At 70.1% G+C, this 14,082-nt stretch carries 13 protein-coding genes and 2 pseudogenes; 8 read left to right on the plus strand and 7 right to left on the minus strand.

Annotated features, from left to right (window positions below):
* The 3 genes and pseudogenes from AWB92_RS30510 to AWB92_RS13090 all read right to left on the minus strand — a co-directional run.
* Positions 1–223, minus strand: a pseudogene (locus tag AWB92_RS30510) (DUF2993 domain-containing protein); the annotation flags it as partial.
* Positions 220–1,056 (minus strand): carbon-nitrogen hydrolase family protein, encoded by an 837-nt coding sequence (locus tag AWB92_RS13085; RefSeq protein ID WP_085186152.1) that lies wholly within the window; start codon positions 1,054–1,056, stop codon positions 220–222. The pseudogene AWB92_RS30510 and the gene AWB92_RS13085, both read right to left, overlap by 4 nt.
* Before the next feature lie 22 nt (positions 1,057–1,078).
* Entirely contained in the window at positions 1,079–1,603 is a 525-nt protein-coding gene (locus AWB92_RS13090; RefSeq protein ID WP_085186154.1) for a DUF2505 domain-containing protein, read from the minus strand.
* 26 nt (positions 1,604–1,629) lie between these two features.
* Here AWB92_RS13090 and AWB92_RS13095 point away from each other — a divergent pair, with 26 nt between their 5' ends.
* Positions 1,630–2,727: a UDP-N-acetylmuramate dehydrogenase gene (locus AWB92_RS13095; protein ID WP_085186156.1), complete on the plus strand. Its 1,098-nt coding sequence runs from the start codon at positions 1,630–1,632 to the stop codon at positions 2,725–2,727.
* Between the two features lie 39 nt (positions 2,728–2,766).
* A complete protein-coding gene (locus AWB92_RS13100) occupies positions 2,767–4,137 on the plus strand; it encodes an Ig-like domain-containing protein (protein ID WP_142282076.1) in 1,371 nt (456 codons plus the stop codon).
* On the opposite strand, the gene AWB92_RS13105 is transcribed toward AWB92_RS13100, so the two are convergent.
* Positions 4,121–4,870 (minus strand): SDR family oxidoreductase, encoded by a 750-nt coding sequence (locus AWB92_RS13105; protein WP_085186158.1) that lies wholly within the window; start codon positions 4,868–4,870, stop codon positions 4,121–4,123. The genes AWB92_RS13100 and AWB92_RS13105 overlap by 17 nt on opposite strands.
* A 173-nt stretch (positions 4,871–5,043) precedes the next feature.
* Here AWB92_RS13105 and AWB92_RS13115 point away from each other — a divergent pair, with 173 nt between their 5' ends.
* The 6 genes and pseudogenes from AWB92_RS13115 to regX all read left to right on the plus strand — a co-directional run bounded on the left by AWB92_RS13115 (position 5,044) and on the right by regX (position 11,132).
* A complete protein-coding gene (locus AWB92_RS13115) occupies positions 5,044–6,354 on the plus strand; it encodes an ROK family protein (protein ID WP_085186160.1) in 1,311 nt (436 codons plus the stop codon).
* Between the two features lie 52 nt (positions 6,355–6,406).
* Positions 6,407–7,738, plus strand: a complete 1,332-nt coding sequence (gene mshA / locus AWB92_RS13120; protein ID WP_085186162.1) for a D-inositol-3-phosphate glycosyltransferase — start codon at positions 6,407–6,409, stop codon at positions 7,736–7,738.
* Positions 7,735–8,281: pseudogene (locus AWB92_RS13125) on the plus strand (YbjN domain-containing protein). Before mshA ends, AWB92_RS13125 begins: the two are co-directional and overlap by 4 nt.
* Before the next feature lie 51 nt (positions 8,282–8,332).
* A complete protein-coding gene (locus AWB92_RS13130) occupies positions 8,333–9,082 on the plus strand; it encodes a phosphoglyceromutase (RefSeq protein ID WP_085186166.1) in 750 nt (249 codons plus the stop codon).
* A gap of 149 nt (positions 9,083–9,231) precedes the next feature.
* Positions 9,232–10,452: an ATP-binding protein gene (locus AWB92_RS13135; RefSeq protein WP_142282078.1), complete on the plus strand. Its 1,221-nt coding sequence runs from the start codon at positions 9,232–9,234 to the stop codon at positions 10,450–10,452.
* Complete coding sequence (regX, locus tag AWB92_RS13140; RefSeq protein ID WP_046187060.1) at positions 10,449–11,132, plus strand: two-component sensory transduction protein RegX; 684 nt, start codon at positions 10,449–10,451, stop codon at positions 11,130–11,132. The genes AWB92_RS13135 and regX overlap by 4 nt, the downstream gene beginning before the upstream one ends.
* Here the strand turns inward: regX and AWB92_RS13145 are convergent.
* From AWB92_RS13145 to AWB92_RS13155, 3 genes are all read right to left on the minus strand, one after another.
* Positions 11,129–11,602 (minus strand): NUDIX domain-containing protein, encoded by a 474-nt coding sequence (locus AWB92_RS13145; RefSeq protein WP_085186168.1) that lies wholly within the window; start codon positions 11,600–11,602, stop codon positions 11,129–11,131. The two genes, regX and AWB92_RS13145, sit on opposite strands and share 4 nt — an antisense overlap.
* A gap of 101 nt (positions 11,603–11,703) precedes the next feature.
* On the minus strand, positions 11,704–13,557 hold the full coding sequence (locus AWB92_RS13150) for a GMC family oxidoreductase N-terminal domain-containing protein (RefSeq protein WP_085186170.1): 1,854 nt from the start codon (positions 13,555–13,557) through the stop codon (positions 11,704–11,706).
* Positions 13,554–13,883 carry a hypothetical protein gene (locus AWB92_RS13155; protein WP_085186172.1) on the minus strand — a complete coding sequence of 110 codons (330 nt, stop codon included), beginning with the start codon at positions 13,881–13,883 and terminating at the stop codon, positions 13,554–13,556. The genes AWB92_RS13150 and AWB92_RS13155 overlap by 4 nt, the downstream gene beginning before the upstream one ends.
* Between the last annotated feature and the right edge of the window lie 199 nt (positions 13,884–14,082).

A 14,082-nucleotide genomic window follows, 5' to 3' on the forward strand; every position in this document is an offset into this window, starting at 1 on the left:
GCGGGTAGGGGGGCCGCGGCGGGTTCTGATGCGGGACGCTCAGCTGCTCGGTCTGCTGACCAGAAGCGGCCGGCGTCGGGGACTGCTGCGTCGGGCCGCCGGTATTGATGCGTTCGGTCGGACGCTCAGTCGGGGGCTGGCCGAAGGGGCCTTGGTTGCCGGGACGGGCCCATGTCGACGGGCCCTCGTTCGGTGGTCCTGGTGGGCCCTGTGGGTTCGTCACCCAACCGATTCTGCCCTATCCACCTGAGCAAAGTCGGAGCGGTTGCGCAGCACCGCGATGCTGTCCCGGGCCGCGGCGACCCGGTCGACGTCGATGTCGGCGACCACGAGCTGCGGCCCGTCGTCGGCCGAGGCGACCACCTCGCCCAGCGGCGAGGCGACGAGGCTGCCACCCACCCCCAGCGGCGCGCCAGACCCGGAATCGGTCAGGTCCGCGCCGGGATCGGCCTGACCGACCGCGGCCACGTAGCTCATCGAGTCCAGCGCGCGGGCCCGGGCCAGCAGCGTCCACTGCTCGAGCTTGCCCGGCCCCGAGCCCCAGGACGCGCAGGCGACGATCAGCTGGGCGCCGCGGCGGGCCAGCTCGGTGTAGAGCGCCGGGAAGCGGATGTCGTAGCAAACGCTCAATCCCACCCGCACGTCGTCGACGTCGACCACCACCGGTTCGTGGCCCGGCGCGACGGTGCGCGACTCGGTGAACCCGAACGCGTCGTACAGGTGGATCTTGTCGTAGTGGGCGTCGGGCCGGTTCGGGGTGCCCGGCCCGGCCACGATCAGCGTGTTCTTCACCCTGCCGTCGCCGGACGGGGTGAACATGCCCGCGATGACCGTGATCCCCGACTCGGTCGCGATCGCGCGCATCCCGTTCGCCCAGGGCCCGTCGACGGGCTCGGCGATCGGAGCCAGGGGGACGCCGAACCGGCACATGGTCGCCTCCGGGAAGGCCACCAGCGCGGCGCCCGCGTCGGCGGCCCGGCGGGTGTTCTCGCGGACCAGCTCGAGGTTCGCCGCCGGATCGCTGCCACTTTGGATCTGCGCCAGCGCGATTCGCATGGGCGCCAGCTTAGGCCGCGGCTCAGGCGCTCTGGGCGATCCACTCCGCGGTCAGCCGTTGTTCGCGGCTCACCAGCTCGTCCAGCTGGGCGCCGATAAGCCGCTCCACCTTGCCGCCGATGATCGGGATCCGCACCTGGACGGTGATCCGGGAGGTGAGCCGGGCGCCGCCGGTGTCGGAGATCGGCGCCAGTTCCCCCGGCCCCGACACGTTCACCGGGGTGTCCAGAATGGTGACCGCGATCGAGCCCGCGGCGGTGCCGTCGACGAGCGGCCCCCAGGTTTCCTTGCGCCTGATGCAGATGTCGCCGCGGTGCAGCTGCTTGACGACGGCGTGCAGGTTATGGCTGCGCACCACCTGCAGCGTGACCACCTCGACGGTGCCGTCCTGTCCGGACTCGCCGCCGACCCGCATCGACTCCAGCCTCGCCTCGTCGACGGGAATGTCGGCCAGCCGGGCCCGCCAGTACCCCTCCTCCTGGAAAGCGCGGTGGACCTCTTCGACGCTCTCCTCGTACTCGGCCGACAACTCGAATGAATGCGGCATAGCTGGCCAGGCTACCGTTACGGGCCATGAATTCGAGCGGTGCCGGTTCGCTCTTCGCCGGCGCGCGTGTCGATGAGGCGGTGCCGCTGGCGCCGTTGACCACCTTGCGGGTCGGCCCGGTCGCGCGACGCCTGATCACCTGCACCAGCACCGATCAGGTGGTCGCCGTGCTGGGTCAGCTGGACTCGGAGGCCGGGGGGACGCCGGTGCTGGTGTTTGCTGGCGGGTCCAACCTGGTGATCGCCGACACGTTGACCGACCTGACCGCGGTGCGCCTGGCCAACGACGGCATCACGGTGGACGGCAACGTTGTCCGCGCCGAGGCGGGCGCGGTCTGGGACGACGTGGTGGTCGAGTCCATCGAGCACGGCCTGGGCGGGCTGGAGTGCCTGTCGGGCATCCCCGGGTCGGCCGGCGCCACGCCCGTGCAGAACGTTGGAGCGTACGGGGCGGAGGTGTCCGACACCATCACCCGGGTGCGGGTGCTGGATCGCGAAAGCGGCGAGGTGCGCTGGGTGCCGGGCGACGAGCTCGGCTTCGGTTACCGCACCAGCGTCTTCAAGCAGGCGTCCCATGCGGGCCGCGAAATCCCTTGGGCGGTACTGGAAGTGGAGTTCGTGCTGGATCCGTCGGGCCGCAGCGCGCCGCTGCGCTACGGCGAGCTGACGGCCGCGTTGAACGCGGCCGCCGGCGAGCGTGCCGATCCCCAAGCCGTGCGCGAGGCGGTGCTGATGCTGCGGGCGCGCAAGGGCATGGTGCTCGACGCGAGCGACCACGACACCTGGAGCGTGGGTTCGTTCTTCACCAACCCCGTGGTGGCTCCGGAGGCCTATGAACGGCTGGCCCGCGACGTCGAGGGGCCGGTTCCGCACTACCCGGCGCCGGACGGGGTCAAGCTGGCGGCGGGCTGGTTGGTGGAGCGTGCCGGCTTCGGCAAGGGCTATCCGCACGATGAAGCGGCACGTTGCCGGCTTTCGACCAAGCACGCGCTTGCCCTGACCAACCGCGGCGGCGCAACCGCAAACGACGTCATCGCGCTGGCCCGCACGGTGCGTGACGGAGTCCATGCTGTGTTTGGCATCACACTGGAACCGGAGCCTGTCCTGCTCGGCTGCAGGCTGTAGCGGCTATCCCCTGTGTTTGCGCGTCGGCGCCGAATTGTCGTGGCGCCGTTGGGGTCTATTCTCCCGGTATCTTTAGATGTCGTGAGCACATCCAGTACCCCGCCGCCGGTTAACCGGCGCTTGGCCCTGGCGGCCCTCGGGCTCGGCGTGTTCGCCCCCAGCGTCCTGGCCGCCTGCACGGGCACCGCGGCCAAGCAAGCCGAGACCAAGAAGGAGCCGCCGGCGCCCCAGCTGAAGTTCCAGCCGGCGGACGCCGCCTCCGACGTCGTTCCGATCTCGCCGATCAGCGTCCAGGTCAGCGACGGCTGGTTCCAGAAGGTGGCGTTGACGAACTCGTCGGGCAAGGTGGTCGCCGGATCCTTCAACGCCGACCGCACCGTCTACACGACCACCGAGCCGCTGGGCTACGACGCGACCTACACCTGGAGCGGTTCAGCCGTCGGCCACAACGGCAAGGCGATCCCGGTGACCGGCAAGTTCACCACCGTGACGCCGAGCAAGAAGATCGGCGGGGCCTTCCAGTTGGCCGACGGCCAGACCGTCGGGGTCGCCGCGCCGATCATCATCCAGTTCGACGCGCCGATCAGCGACAAGGCCTCCGTCGAGAAGGCACTCACCGTCACCACCAACCCGCCCGTCGAGGGCAGCTGGGCCTGGCTGCCCGACGAAAGGCAGGGCGCCCGGGTGCACTGGCGTCCCCGCGAGTACTACCCGGCGGGCACCACCGTCAACGTCGACGCCAAGCTCTACGGGCGACCGTTCGGCGACGGCGCCTACGGCGCCGACGACATCTCACTGAACATCCAGATCGGGCGCCGGCAGGTGGTCAAGGCCGAGGTCTCCTCGCACCGCATCCAGGTCGTCACCGACGCCGGGGTGATCATGGACTTCCCGTGCAGCTACGGGGAGGCCGACAAGGCGCGCAACGTCACCCGCAACGGCATCCACGTCGTCACCGAGAAGTACGCCGACTTCTACATGTCCAACCCCGCCGCCGGCTACAGCAACGCCCACGAACGCTGGGCGGTGCGGATCTCCAACAACGGCGAGTTCATCCACGCCAACCCCGCGAGCTCCGGCGCGCAGGGCAACAGCAACGTCACCAACGGCTGCATCAACCTGTCGACCTCCGACGCCGAGCAGTACTACCGCACCGCGATCTACGGCGACCCCGTCGAGGTGACCGGCAGCTCGATCCAGCTGTCCTACTCCGACGGCGACATCTGGGACTGGGCCGTGGACTGGGACACCTGGGTGGCGATGTCGGCGCTGCCGCCCCCGACGGCGCACCCGCCGGCCACGCAGATCCCGGTGACCGCGCCGGTCACCCCGTCGAACGCCCCGACGCTGTCGGGCACGCCCACTTCTTCTCCGACGACGACCACGCCTTCGCCTAGCCCTGGCGGTTAAACCGCGTCGCGCTGGCCTGGTCGCGCGGCTTCATGACGATCAGGTCGAGGTCGACGTGGGACGGCCGCGAGGCGACGAACCCGATCACCTCGGCGACGTCGGCGGCCGTCAACGGCGTCAGCCCGGCGTACACCGCGTTCGCGCGCTGTTCGTCGCCGTCGAAACGGACGAGCGAGAACTCGGTTTCGACCGCACCCGGCGCAATCTCGGTGAGCCGCACCGGTTTTCCGAGTAGCTCACCGCGCAGCGTTCGGTGCAGCGCGCCCTGGGCGTGTTTGGCCGCGGTGTAGCCGGCGCCGCCGTCGTAGGTCTCCAGCGCCGCGACCGAGGTGACGGTGACGATCAGGCCGTCGCCGGAATCGACCAGCTTGGGCAGCAGCGCGCGGGTGACGCGCAGCGTGCCCATCACGTTGGTCTCCCACATCCACCGCCAGTGCTCCAGGTCGGCCTCGGCGACGGGTTCGAGTCCCCAAGCGCCACCGGCGTTGTTGACCAACACGTCGACGCGTCCGAGCTTGTCCGCCAGCGCTTGCACCGCGGCATCGTCTGTGACGTCGGCCACAACGCCGGTCCCGCCGATTTCGTCGGCCAGCGCGTTGATCCGATCCGCGCGACGCGCCACTGCGACCACGTGAAAGCCAAGGGCCGCAAGGGCTTTGGCGGTCGCTTCGCCGATCCCCGAGCTGGCGCCGGTGACCACCGCGACCCGCTGTTGCCCCCCTACTGCGTTCATCGGAATAACTCTAATAAACGTGCTAAATTCTCGGGGTGCACCTCAGCGCCCTGTTCGACAACACCGCCGCGTGTCTTTGCGCGGCGAGTGCGTGTTGTTGCCGCGCACTTTGCCGCTCCTGACCTTTCAGGCGTGGCCGAAGCCGGCCATTCGAACTCGGACAAAGGAATCTCGTGCGCACGACGACTCTCACCCACACCCATTCCCCCAGCCGCAAGGCCCCCCTCCGGTTGCACCGCCAGATCCTGCCCCCGGCGCTGCACATCTCCGACTCGGCCGCGGCTTCGGTCTTCCGGGCCGTCCGGTTGCGTGGCCCCGTCGGCCGTGACGTCATCGCCGGCGTCACGTCGCTGAGCATCGCCACCGTCAACCGCCAGGTCATAGCGCTGCTCGACGCCGGGCTGCTGCGCGAGCGCGCCGACCTGGCCGTATCCGGCGCCATCGGACGCCCACGCGTGCCGGTGGAGCTGAACCACGAACCGTTCGTGACGCTCGGCATCCACATCGGCGCGCGCACCACCAGCATCGTGGCGACCGACCTGTTCGGCCGCACGCTGGACACCGTCGAGACCCCGACGCCGCTCAGCGCCGCCGGGCCCGCGCTGGCGTCGCTGGCCGAGAGCGCCAGCCGGTACCTGAGGCGCTGGCACCGGCGCCGCCCGCTCTGGGTCGGGGTGGCGATCGGTGGCACCGTCGACAGCGCCACCGGACACGTCGACCACCCGAGGCTGGGCTGGCGGCAGGCGCCGGTGGGCCCCGTGCTGGCCGACGCCCTCGGACTGCCCGTCTCGGTGGCTTCGCACGTCGACGCCATGGCCGGCGCCGAGCTGCTGCTCGGCCTGCGGCGTTTCGCGCCGAGTTCGCCGACCAGCCTGTACGTCTACGCCCGCGAGACCGTCGGCTATGCGCTGGTGATCGGCGGACGGGTGCACTGCCCGACCAGCGGCCCCGGCACCATCGCCACGCTGCCCGCCCACTCCGACTTGCTCGGCGGAGCCGGACAGCTGGAGTCCACCGTCAGCGACGAAGCGGTGCTGGCCGCCGCGCGCCGGCTCAAGATCCTTCCCAGTGTCGCTCCGGCGACCCGCATCAACGGGTCCGCGACCGCGATGGCCGACCTGGTGCGGGTGGCGCGGGCCGGCAATCAGCAGGCCAGGGAGCTGCTGGCGGAGCGGGCCCGGGTCCTCGGCGGGGCGGTCGCCCTGCTGCGCGACATGCTCAACCCCGACGAGTTGGTGGTCGGTGGGCAGGCCTTCACCGAGTACCCCGAGGCGATGGAGCACGTGGAGGCGGCGTTCGCGGAAAACTCGGTCCTGGCGCCGCGCGATATCCGCGTCACCGCGTTCGGCAACCGGGTGCAGGAGGCCGGGGCCGGGACGGTGTCGTTGGGCGGGCTGTACGCCGACCCGCTCGGCGCGATGCGACGCGCCGGGGCGCTGGACGCCCGGCTGCGGGACGTCGCCGCCGACGAGACGTCCGCTTAGCGCGAACGGCGCGCTTGGGTCGTTTGAAAGCCCGTCCTGTAAAGATGAAGGGGTGCGGCACGACGACGTCCCCCGGCTGAACGGCCCGCGCCGGGTCGCAGTGTTGGCGGTGCACACCTCACCGCTGGCCCAGCCGGGGACCGGCGACGCCGGCGGGATGAACGTCTACGTGCTGCAAACCGCGCTGCACCTGGCCCGCCGCGGCATCGAGGTGGAGATCTTCACCCGGGCCACCGCGTCGGCCGATCCGCCGGTCGCCCACGTGGCGCCCGGCGTGCTCGTCCGCAACGTGGTGGCAGGGCCGTTCGAGGGCCTGGACAAGTACGACCTGCCGACGCAGCTGTGCGCGTTCGCGGCCGGGGTGCTGCGCGCCGAGGCGTCGCACGAGCCGGGCCACTACGACATCGTGCATTCCCACTACTGGCTGTCCGGGCAGGTCGGCTGGCTAGCCCGGGACCGCTGGGCGGTGCCGCTGGTGCACACCGCGCACACGCTCGCCGCGGTGAAAAACGCGGCCCTGGCCGACGGGGATGCGCCCGAGCCGCCGCTGCGCACGGTGGGGGAGCAGCAGGTCGTCGACGAGGCCGACCGGCTGATCGTCAACACCGAAGACGAAGCGCGGCAGTTGATTTCGATTCATAGCGCCGACCCGGCTCGCATCGACGTGGTACATCCCGGAGTGGATCTGGACGTGTTCCGCCCGGGCGATCGCCGCGCGGCACGGGCCGCGCTCGGCCTCCCGTCCGACGAGGACGTGGTGGCCTTCGTCGGCCGGATCCAGCCGCTGAAGGCGCCGGACATCGTCCTGCGCGCCGCCGCGAAATTGCCCGGGGTGCGCATCGTGGTGGCCGGCGGCCCGTCGGGCAGCGGTCTGGCCTCCCCCGACGGGCTGGTTCGGCTGGCCGGCGAACTCGGCATCACCGACCGGGTTACTTTCCTGCCGCCGCAGTCCCGCGCGGACCTCGCGACGTTGTTCCAGGCCGCCGATCTTGTTGCGGTGCCGAGCTATTCGGAGTCGTTCGGGCTCGTAGCCGTCGAGGCGCAGGCGTGCGGCACCCCGGTGGCGGCCGCCGCGGTCGGCGGCCTTCCGGTGGCCGTGCGCGACGGGATCTCCGGCGCGCTGGTGTCCGGCCACGACGTCGGCGACTGGGCGGACGCGCTGGATCGGCTGCTGCGCCTGCCCGCGCCGCAGGCCGACGCGATGGGCCGCGCGGCCGCCGCGCACGCGGCCACCTTCTCCTGGGACAACACCACCGACGCGCTGCTGGCGAGCTATCGGCGCGCGATCGGCGACTTCACCGCCCTGCGCCAGCGCCGGTTTCGCGACCGGGCCTCGATGCGCAAGCCCCGCCGCTGGACGACGCGTCGCGGGGTGGACGCGTGAATACGACCGTGCAGGCCGTGATCGAGCACACGCTGCGGGCGAGCGGGCTGACCTACTCGGAATTCCCCGGCGCGCACGGCGGTCTGCCGGGCCTGGTTGTCGAGTTGCCCGGCGAGCGCAAGCTCAAGACCAACACCATCCTGAGCGTCGGCGAGCATTCGGTGCGCGTGGAGGCGTTCGTGTGCCGCAAGCCCGACGAGAACCACGAGGGCGTGTACCGGTTCCTGCTCAGGCGCAATCGCCGGCTGTACGGGGTCGCCTACACGCTGGACAACGTCGGCGACATCTACCTGGTGGGCCGCATGTCGCTGGCGTCGGTCGACGCCGACGAGATCGACCGCGTGCTCGGCCAGGTCCTCGAGGCGGTGGACTCGGACTTTAACACGTTGCTGGAGTTGGGATTTCGCTCGTCGATCCAGAAAGAGTGGGAATGGCGGGTGTCGCGCGGGGAGTCGCTGAAGAACCTGCAGGCGTTCGCGCACTTGATTGACGAAGACGACGATGCAGAGGGCGAAGCCCGATGAGGAGGAGTCGAGCAAATAGCGACGACGACGACTCCGACGACCAATAGCGCCGCGTGAGAGACTTTCCGGCATGGGAGACACTGCCACGCTGGTGCTGCTTCGCCACGGCGAGAGCGACTGGAATGCCCTCAACCTGTTCACCGGCTGGGTCGACGTCGGGCTGACCGAGAAGGGCCGGGCCGAGGCGGTCCGGAGCGGCGAGCTGATGACCGAACACGGCCTGCTGCCCGACGTGCTTTACACATCGCTGCTGCGCCGGGCGATCACCACCGCGCACCTGGCGCTGGACACCGCCGACCGGCTGTGGATCCCGGTGCGGCGCAGCTGGCGGCTCAACGAACGCCACTACGGCGCGCTGCAGGGCCTGAACAAGGCCGAGACCAAGGAGCGCTACGGCGAGGAGCAGTTCATGACCTGGCGGCGCAGCTACGACACGCCGCCGCCGCCCATCGAGCGGGGCAGCAAGTTCAGCCAGGACACCGACCCCCGCTACGCCAACATCGGCGGCGGGCCGCTGACCGAATGCCTCGCCGACGTCGTGGCCCGTTTCCTGCCGTACTTCACCGACGTCATCGTTCCCGACCTGCGGACCGGCAAGACCGTGCTGATCGTCGCGCACGGCAACTCCCTGCGCGCCCTGGTCAAATACCTCGACGACATGTCCGACGAGGAGATCGTCGGGCTGAACATCCCGACCGGGATTCCCCTTCGCTACGACCTGGACGCCGACATGCGCCCGGTGCTGCCGGGCGGGACCTACCTGGACCCCGAGGCGGCCGCGGCCGGCGCCGCCGCCGTTGCCAGCCAGGGGCGCGGCTGAGCTCCTCCGTGCCCACCAGCAGCTTTTAAAGGCCCCTTTGCCAAACATCGCGTAAACGGCAGCGGAACACCTGTTGCGTAGGGTGTGACTTGTCCGATTTTGGCCGCGCTCCGCTAGGGCGGCGTTCACCAAATTTGTAGGATTTTGTTGTGACTGTGTTCTCGGCGCTGTTGCTGGCCGGGGTCTTGTCAGTGCTGGCACTGGCCGTAGGTGTTGCGGCCGGAGTCCGGCTGGCGCCGCGGGCGGTCGAGCGCCGTCAGCAATCCACCACCGAATGGACGGGCATCACCGTCGCGCAGATGCTGCAACGCATCGTCGCGCTGATGCCGCTGGGAGCCGCGGTGGTGGATTCGCATCGCGACGTCGTCTATCTCAACGACCGAGCCAGGGAATTGGGGCTGGTTCGTGATCGGCAGCTCGACGACCAGGCGTGGCAGGCCGCCCAGCAGGCGCTCACCGGCGTCGACGTCGAGTTCGACCTGCGGCCGCCCAAACGCGCCGCGGGCCGCTCCGGGCTTTCGGTGCACGGGCAGGCACGGTTGCTCAGCGAAGAGGACCGCCGGTTCGCGGTCGTTTTCGTGCACGACCAGTCCGACTACGCCCGGATGGAGGCCACCAGGCGCGATTTCGTGGCCAACGTCAGCCACGAGCTCAAGACCCCGGTGGGCGCCATGGCGCTGCTCGCCGAGGCCCTGCTGGCCTCCGCGGACGACTCCGAAACCGTTCGCCGCTTCGCGGAAAAGGTGCTCGTGGAAGCCAACCGGCTGGGGGACATGGTCGCCGAGCTGATCGAGCTGTCTCGGCTGCAAGGCGCCGACCCGTTGCCCAACGTCACCGACGTCGAGGTGGATACCGTTGTCTCCGAGGCGATTTCACGCCACAAGGTGGCCGCCGAGAACGCCGACATCGAGATTCGCACCGACGCGCCCAGCGGCCTGCGGGTGCTGGGCGACGAAACGCTGCTGGTGACCGCGCTGGCCAACCTGGTGTCCAACGCGATCGCCTATTCGCCCCCGGGCTCGCCGGTTTCGATCAGCCGTCGGCGCCGCGGCGACAACATCGAGATCGCCGTGACCGACCGCGGAATCGGGATCGCGCTGGAAGACCAGGAACGCGTCTTCGAGCGGTTCTTCCGCGGCGACAAGGCGCGTTCGCGGGCCACCGGCGGCAGCGGCCTGGGACTCGCGATCGTCAAACACGTTGCGGCCAACCACAACGGCAGCATCGGCGTGTGGAGCAAGCCGGGAACCGGATCGACGTTCACGCTGTCGATTCCGGCCTACCAGGACGGTGACGAGGAACCCGAGCAACCGCGGGGTCGTGAGGTGCGGCCCAACCGGTCACAACGAGAGGAAGAATTGAGTAGATGACGAGCGTGCTGATCGTGGAGGATGAGGAGTCGCTGGCCGATCCTCTGGCATTCCTCCTGCGCAAGGAGGGCTTTGAGGCCACGGTCGTGACCGATGGACCCGCAGCACTCGCCGAGTTCGATCGCGGCGGCGCCGACATTGTGCTGCTCGACCTGATGCTGCCGGGCATGTCCGGCACCGACGTGTGCAAGCAGCTGCGCGCCCGTTCCAGCGTGCCGGTCATCATGGTGACCGCCCGCGACAGCGAGATCGACAAGGTCGTCGGCCTCGAGCTGGGCGCGGATGACTATGTCACGAAACCCTATTCGGCGCGCGAACTGATCGCCCGGATCCGCGCGGTACTGCGCCGCGGCGGCGACGACGACTCCGAGATCAGCGACGGCGTACTGGAGTCCGGGCCGGTCCGGATGGACGTCGAGCGTCACGTCGTCTCCGTCAACGGTGACACAATCACGTTGCCGCTGAAGGAATTCGACCTGCTCGAATACCTGATGCGCAACAGCGGGCGGGTGCTGACCCGCGGTCAGCTGATCGATCGGGTGTGGGGTGCGGATTACGTCGGGGACACCAAGACGCTCGACGTGCACGTCAAGCGCCTGCGCTCGAAGATCGAGGCCGACCCGGCCAACCCGGTGCACCTGGTAACGGTGCGCGGGTTGGGGTACAAGCTCGAGGGCTAACCGCTCGCGTCGAAAACCGTTCGGGCATCGTCGCTTGCGCTCAACGTGATGCGCCGGCGCATGTCGTCCGTCATCGGCGGAAGCCCGTCGAGGTCGAACCAGGCCGCTTCGGTGGTCTCGTCGTCGGCGGGGAATGGCTCTCCGGATAGCCACCGCATCCGGAATACGTGATCCAGATATTGAGCGCGGTCGCCGTTGGCGTGCACGGTAGGGCGGGTCACGTGCACCCACGCGAGCTGGGTCGCCAGCGCGCTGACCCCGGTTTCCTCACCCACTTCGCGGGCCGCGCAGTCCGCCGGATTCTCGCCCGGCTCGACGATTCCCGTCACCGCCGTCCAGGCGCCGTTATCGGAACGCTTGACCAGCAACACTTTTCGGTCACGGATCGTGACCGCCGTGATACCGGGCAACCACAACGGTGCATTGCCGATGGCGCGACGAAGCTCGACGATGAAGTCGGGGATCGGCATTCACCGTTCCTAACACACGGCTACGAGTGTGTATTCAGGGCGGTCGAGTGTGTACTGAGGGCGGGGATTGTGCGTTCAGGGCGCCCAGGATGCACACGCAACTAGCGCGCGCCGACGATTTCGTCGGCCACCCCTAGCGCCAGTGCCATGATCGACAGCTGCGGGTTCACTTCCGGGCAGCTGGGCAGGATCGACGCGTCGGCCACCCACACGCCGTCCACGCCGCGCAGCCGCCCGGTTTCGTCGACCGGGCACAGCTGCTCGTCGGCGCCCGCGGCCGCGGTCCCCGTGGCATGGAAGGCCGCCAGATGCAGGCTTCGGGCGTCACTTCGCCCCAGCGCGTCGCGCAGCGCGGCCAAGGAGGTCACCGTCGGCGCGCCCGGCAGGCCGGTGAGCACCTCGACGGCGCCCGCGGTGAACAGCAGTCGGCCCATTGCCTCGATCGCAATCATCAGCTTGGCCGCGTCGCCCCGGGCGAGGTTGTAGCGCACCAGCGTCTCGCCGCGCACCGAGGACACCGAGCCGACGCCCCGATCGGCCACCATCGCCCCGAACGTCGCGACCTGGGGCGCGCGGTCCAGCCAGCCGAGCAGCTCGGCGCCGTAGCCGGGATAGACCATCGAGCCCATCCCCGGCGGCGTGGAGGTCGCTTCGATCAGCACGCCGTGGGACTCGTGGAACTCGTGGACGGCCGCGCTCTGCAGCACCCCGTGCCAGGCGACGACATCGTCGTCGAACCGCCCGGCCAGCATCATCGCCGGGTGCAGCGCGAGGTTTCGGCCGAGGCGGGGGTGGGCGTTAAAACCGCTGCGCCGCAACAGGACGGGCGTCTCGGTGGCCCCGGCGGCGACGACGACGGTGTCCGCGAGGACGTCCAGCGCGGTGCCGTCGGGCCGGCGGGCCCGCACGCCCCGGGCGCGTCCGTGCCGGTGCAGCACCCGCTCGACGCGGGCGTGCGAGATGATCCGCGCCCCCGCGGCACACGCCTGCGGCAACGCGTTGAGGTGCACGCCGAACTTGGCGTTTCGCGGGCAGCCGATCGCGCACTGGCAACAGCCTTCGCAGCCCGGTGCGTTGCGCGGGATCGGCGCTGCGCGCCAGCCCAGCGTCGTCGCGGCGTCCAGCAGCAGCCGCCCGTTACGGCCCATGATCTCCAGCGGCACCGGCGCCACCCGCAGCGTGCGCTCGACGTCGTCGAGGCGCCCGGCCAGCCGGTCCGAATCGGCCAGGCGCAGGCCGAAGTCGTCGCGCCAGCGCCGCACTACGCCGTCCGGCGGTCGGTAACAGGTGCCGGAGTTCACCACGGTGGTGCCGCCGACGGCCCTACCGATGGGCAGCACCACCGACGGACGTCCGAGCGCGACGGTGGCCCCCGCGCCGCGGTACAGGCCGGCGTAGCGGTCGATCGGGTGGGTGCTGCGGAACTCCTCGACCGTCCAGTGGCGTCCCTCCTCGAGCACGAGGGTGTCGAGGCCGGCCCGCGCCAGGGTGCGGGCCACCATCGCGCCGCCGGCGCCGGACCCCACGATGACGGCGTCGGCGGCGACGATGGAGGGGCTCTCGGTCGACGGGGTGATGGTCAACGGCGCATCGGGACGCGCGACGTCATGTCGCTGGGCGCGCGAAAGGAGTTCCGGGGCATACGTTTCCGCGCCGTTGGCAAGCAACACGACCGCCTTCATCGCCTCGACCGCCGCGCCGGCGTCGGGGCCGAGCGCCGCCACCCGCCGCAGCACCCGGTCCCGTTGGCCGGCGTCGAGCCGCGACAGTGATCGGCCGCTGGTGAGGTAGCTGGCAGCGGCGACCGAGAGCAGTCCGGCCCGCACGGCCCACCGAGAGGTCGCGGGCAGCCGGTTCAGGTAGCGGTCGACGCGTTCGGCGAGCTGGGCCGGTGGCGGGCCGCCGGACTCCTCGGGCAGCAGCGCGGCGCCGAACGACGCGGCGAGACGGCTCATATGATGCGCCCGAGCCGGCGCCCCAACTTGATGAAGAACGGATAGGTGGCGAAGATGGCGCCCGCCGCTGCATGCAGCGGCCAGCCCGCCCGCGCCGTGTCGACGCCGAAAACGCCGCTGTTCCACATGAAGTCGCGCCCGTTGCGGGCGCGGAAGGGCCGCCACAGCACTCCGAGGCCGGGCACGTTGTTGTAGAGCCCGAACGAGCCGCCGAAGAAGACCCCGAGCGTGGCTGCCTCGGCCAGATCGCGGCGGTCGGAGGGAAATTGCCGCTCGATGAGCACTCCGGCGGCAAACAGCAGGGGCGGGTCGAGAGCAAAACTCACGTGGGGCTCCTTAAGTTCGTAGGTGCAGTTACTTCGCGTTGTTACGTTGTGCTGTGACCCGGGTGGGTCGGGTGAGGCGGACGTAGGGCTTGCCGGCCTCGAGGGGGTGCGGCTTGAAAGGACTGGCCGCCCGGCCTGCCTGGACTTCCTCGGGCCGCTGATTGAGATCTGCGACGTGATCGCTTGTTTAAGGAAATGC

It is taken from the genome of Mycobacterium sp. IEC1808, from assembly GCF_002101935.1.
Lineage (GTDB): Bacteria > Actinomycetota > Actinomycetes > Mycobacteriales > Mycobacteriaceae > Mycobacterium.

What these genes read in the sequence shown, in the direction of transcription:
- AWB92_RS13085 (WP_085186152.1), bottom strand. Translation starts at nt 1,056, where the DNA reads ATGCGAATCGCGCTGGCGCAGATCCAAAGTGGCAGCGATCCGGCGGCG.
- AWB92_RS13090 (WP_085186154.1), bottom strand. Translation starts at nt 1,603, where the DNA reads ATGCCGCATTCATTCGAGTTGTCGGCCGAGTACGAGGAGAGCGTCGAA.
- AWB92_RS13095 (WP_085186156.1), top strand. Translation starts at nt 1,630, where the DNA reads ATGAATTCGAGCGGTGCCGGTTCGCTCTTCGCCGGCGCGCGTGTCGAT.
- AWB92_RS13105 (WP_085186158.1), bottom strand. Translation starts at nt 4,870, where the DNA reads ATGAACGCAGTAGGGGGGCAACAGCGGGTCGCGGTGGTCACCGGCGCC.
- AWB92_RS13130 (WP_085186166.1), top strand. Translation starts at nt 8,333, where the DNA reads ATGGGAGACACTGCCACGCTGGTGCTGCTTCGCCACGGCGAGAGCGAC.
- regX (WP_046187060.1), top strand. Translation starts at nt 10,449, where the DNA reads ATGACGAGCGTGCTGATCGTGGAGGATGAGGAGTCGCTGGCCGATCCT.
- AWB92_RS13145 (WP_085186168.1), bottom strand. Translation starts at nt 11,602, where the DNA reads ATGCCGATCCCCGACTTCATCGTCGAGCTTCGTCGCGCCATCGGCAAT.
- AWB92_RS13150 (WP_085186170.1), bottom strand. Translation starts at nt 13,557, where the DNA reads ATGAGCCGTCTCGCCGCGTCGTTCGGCGCCGCGCTGCTGCCCGAGGAG.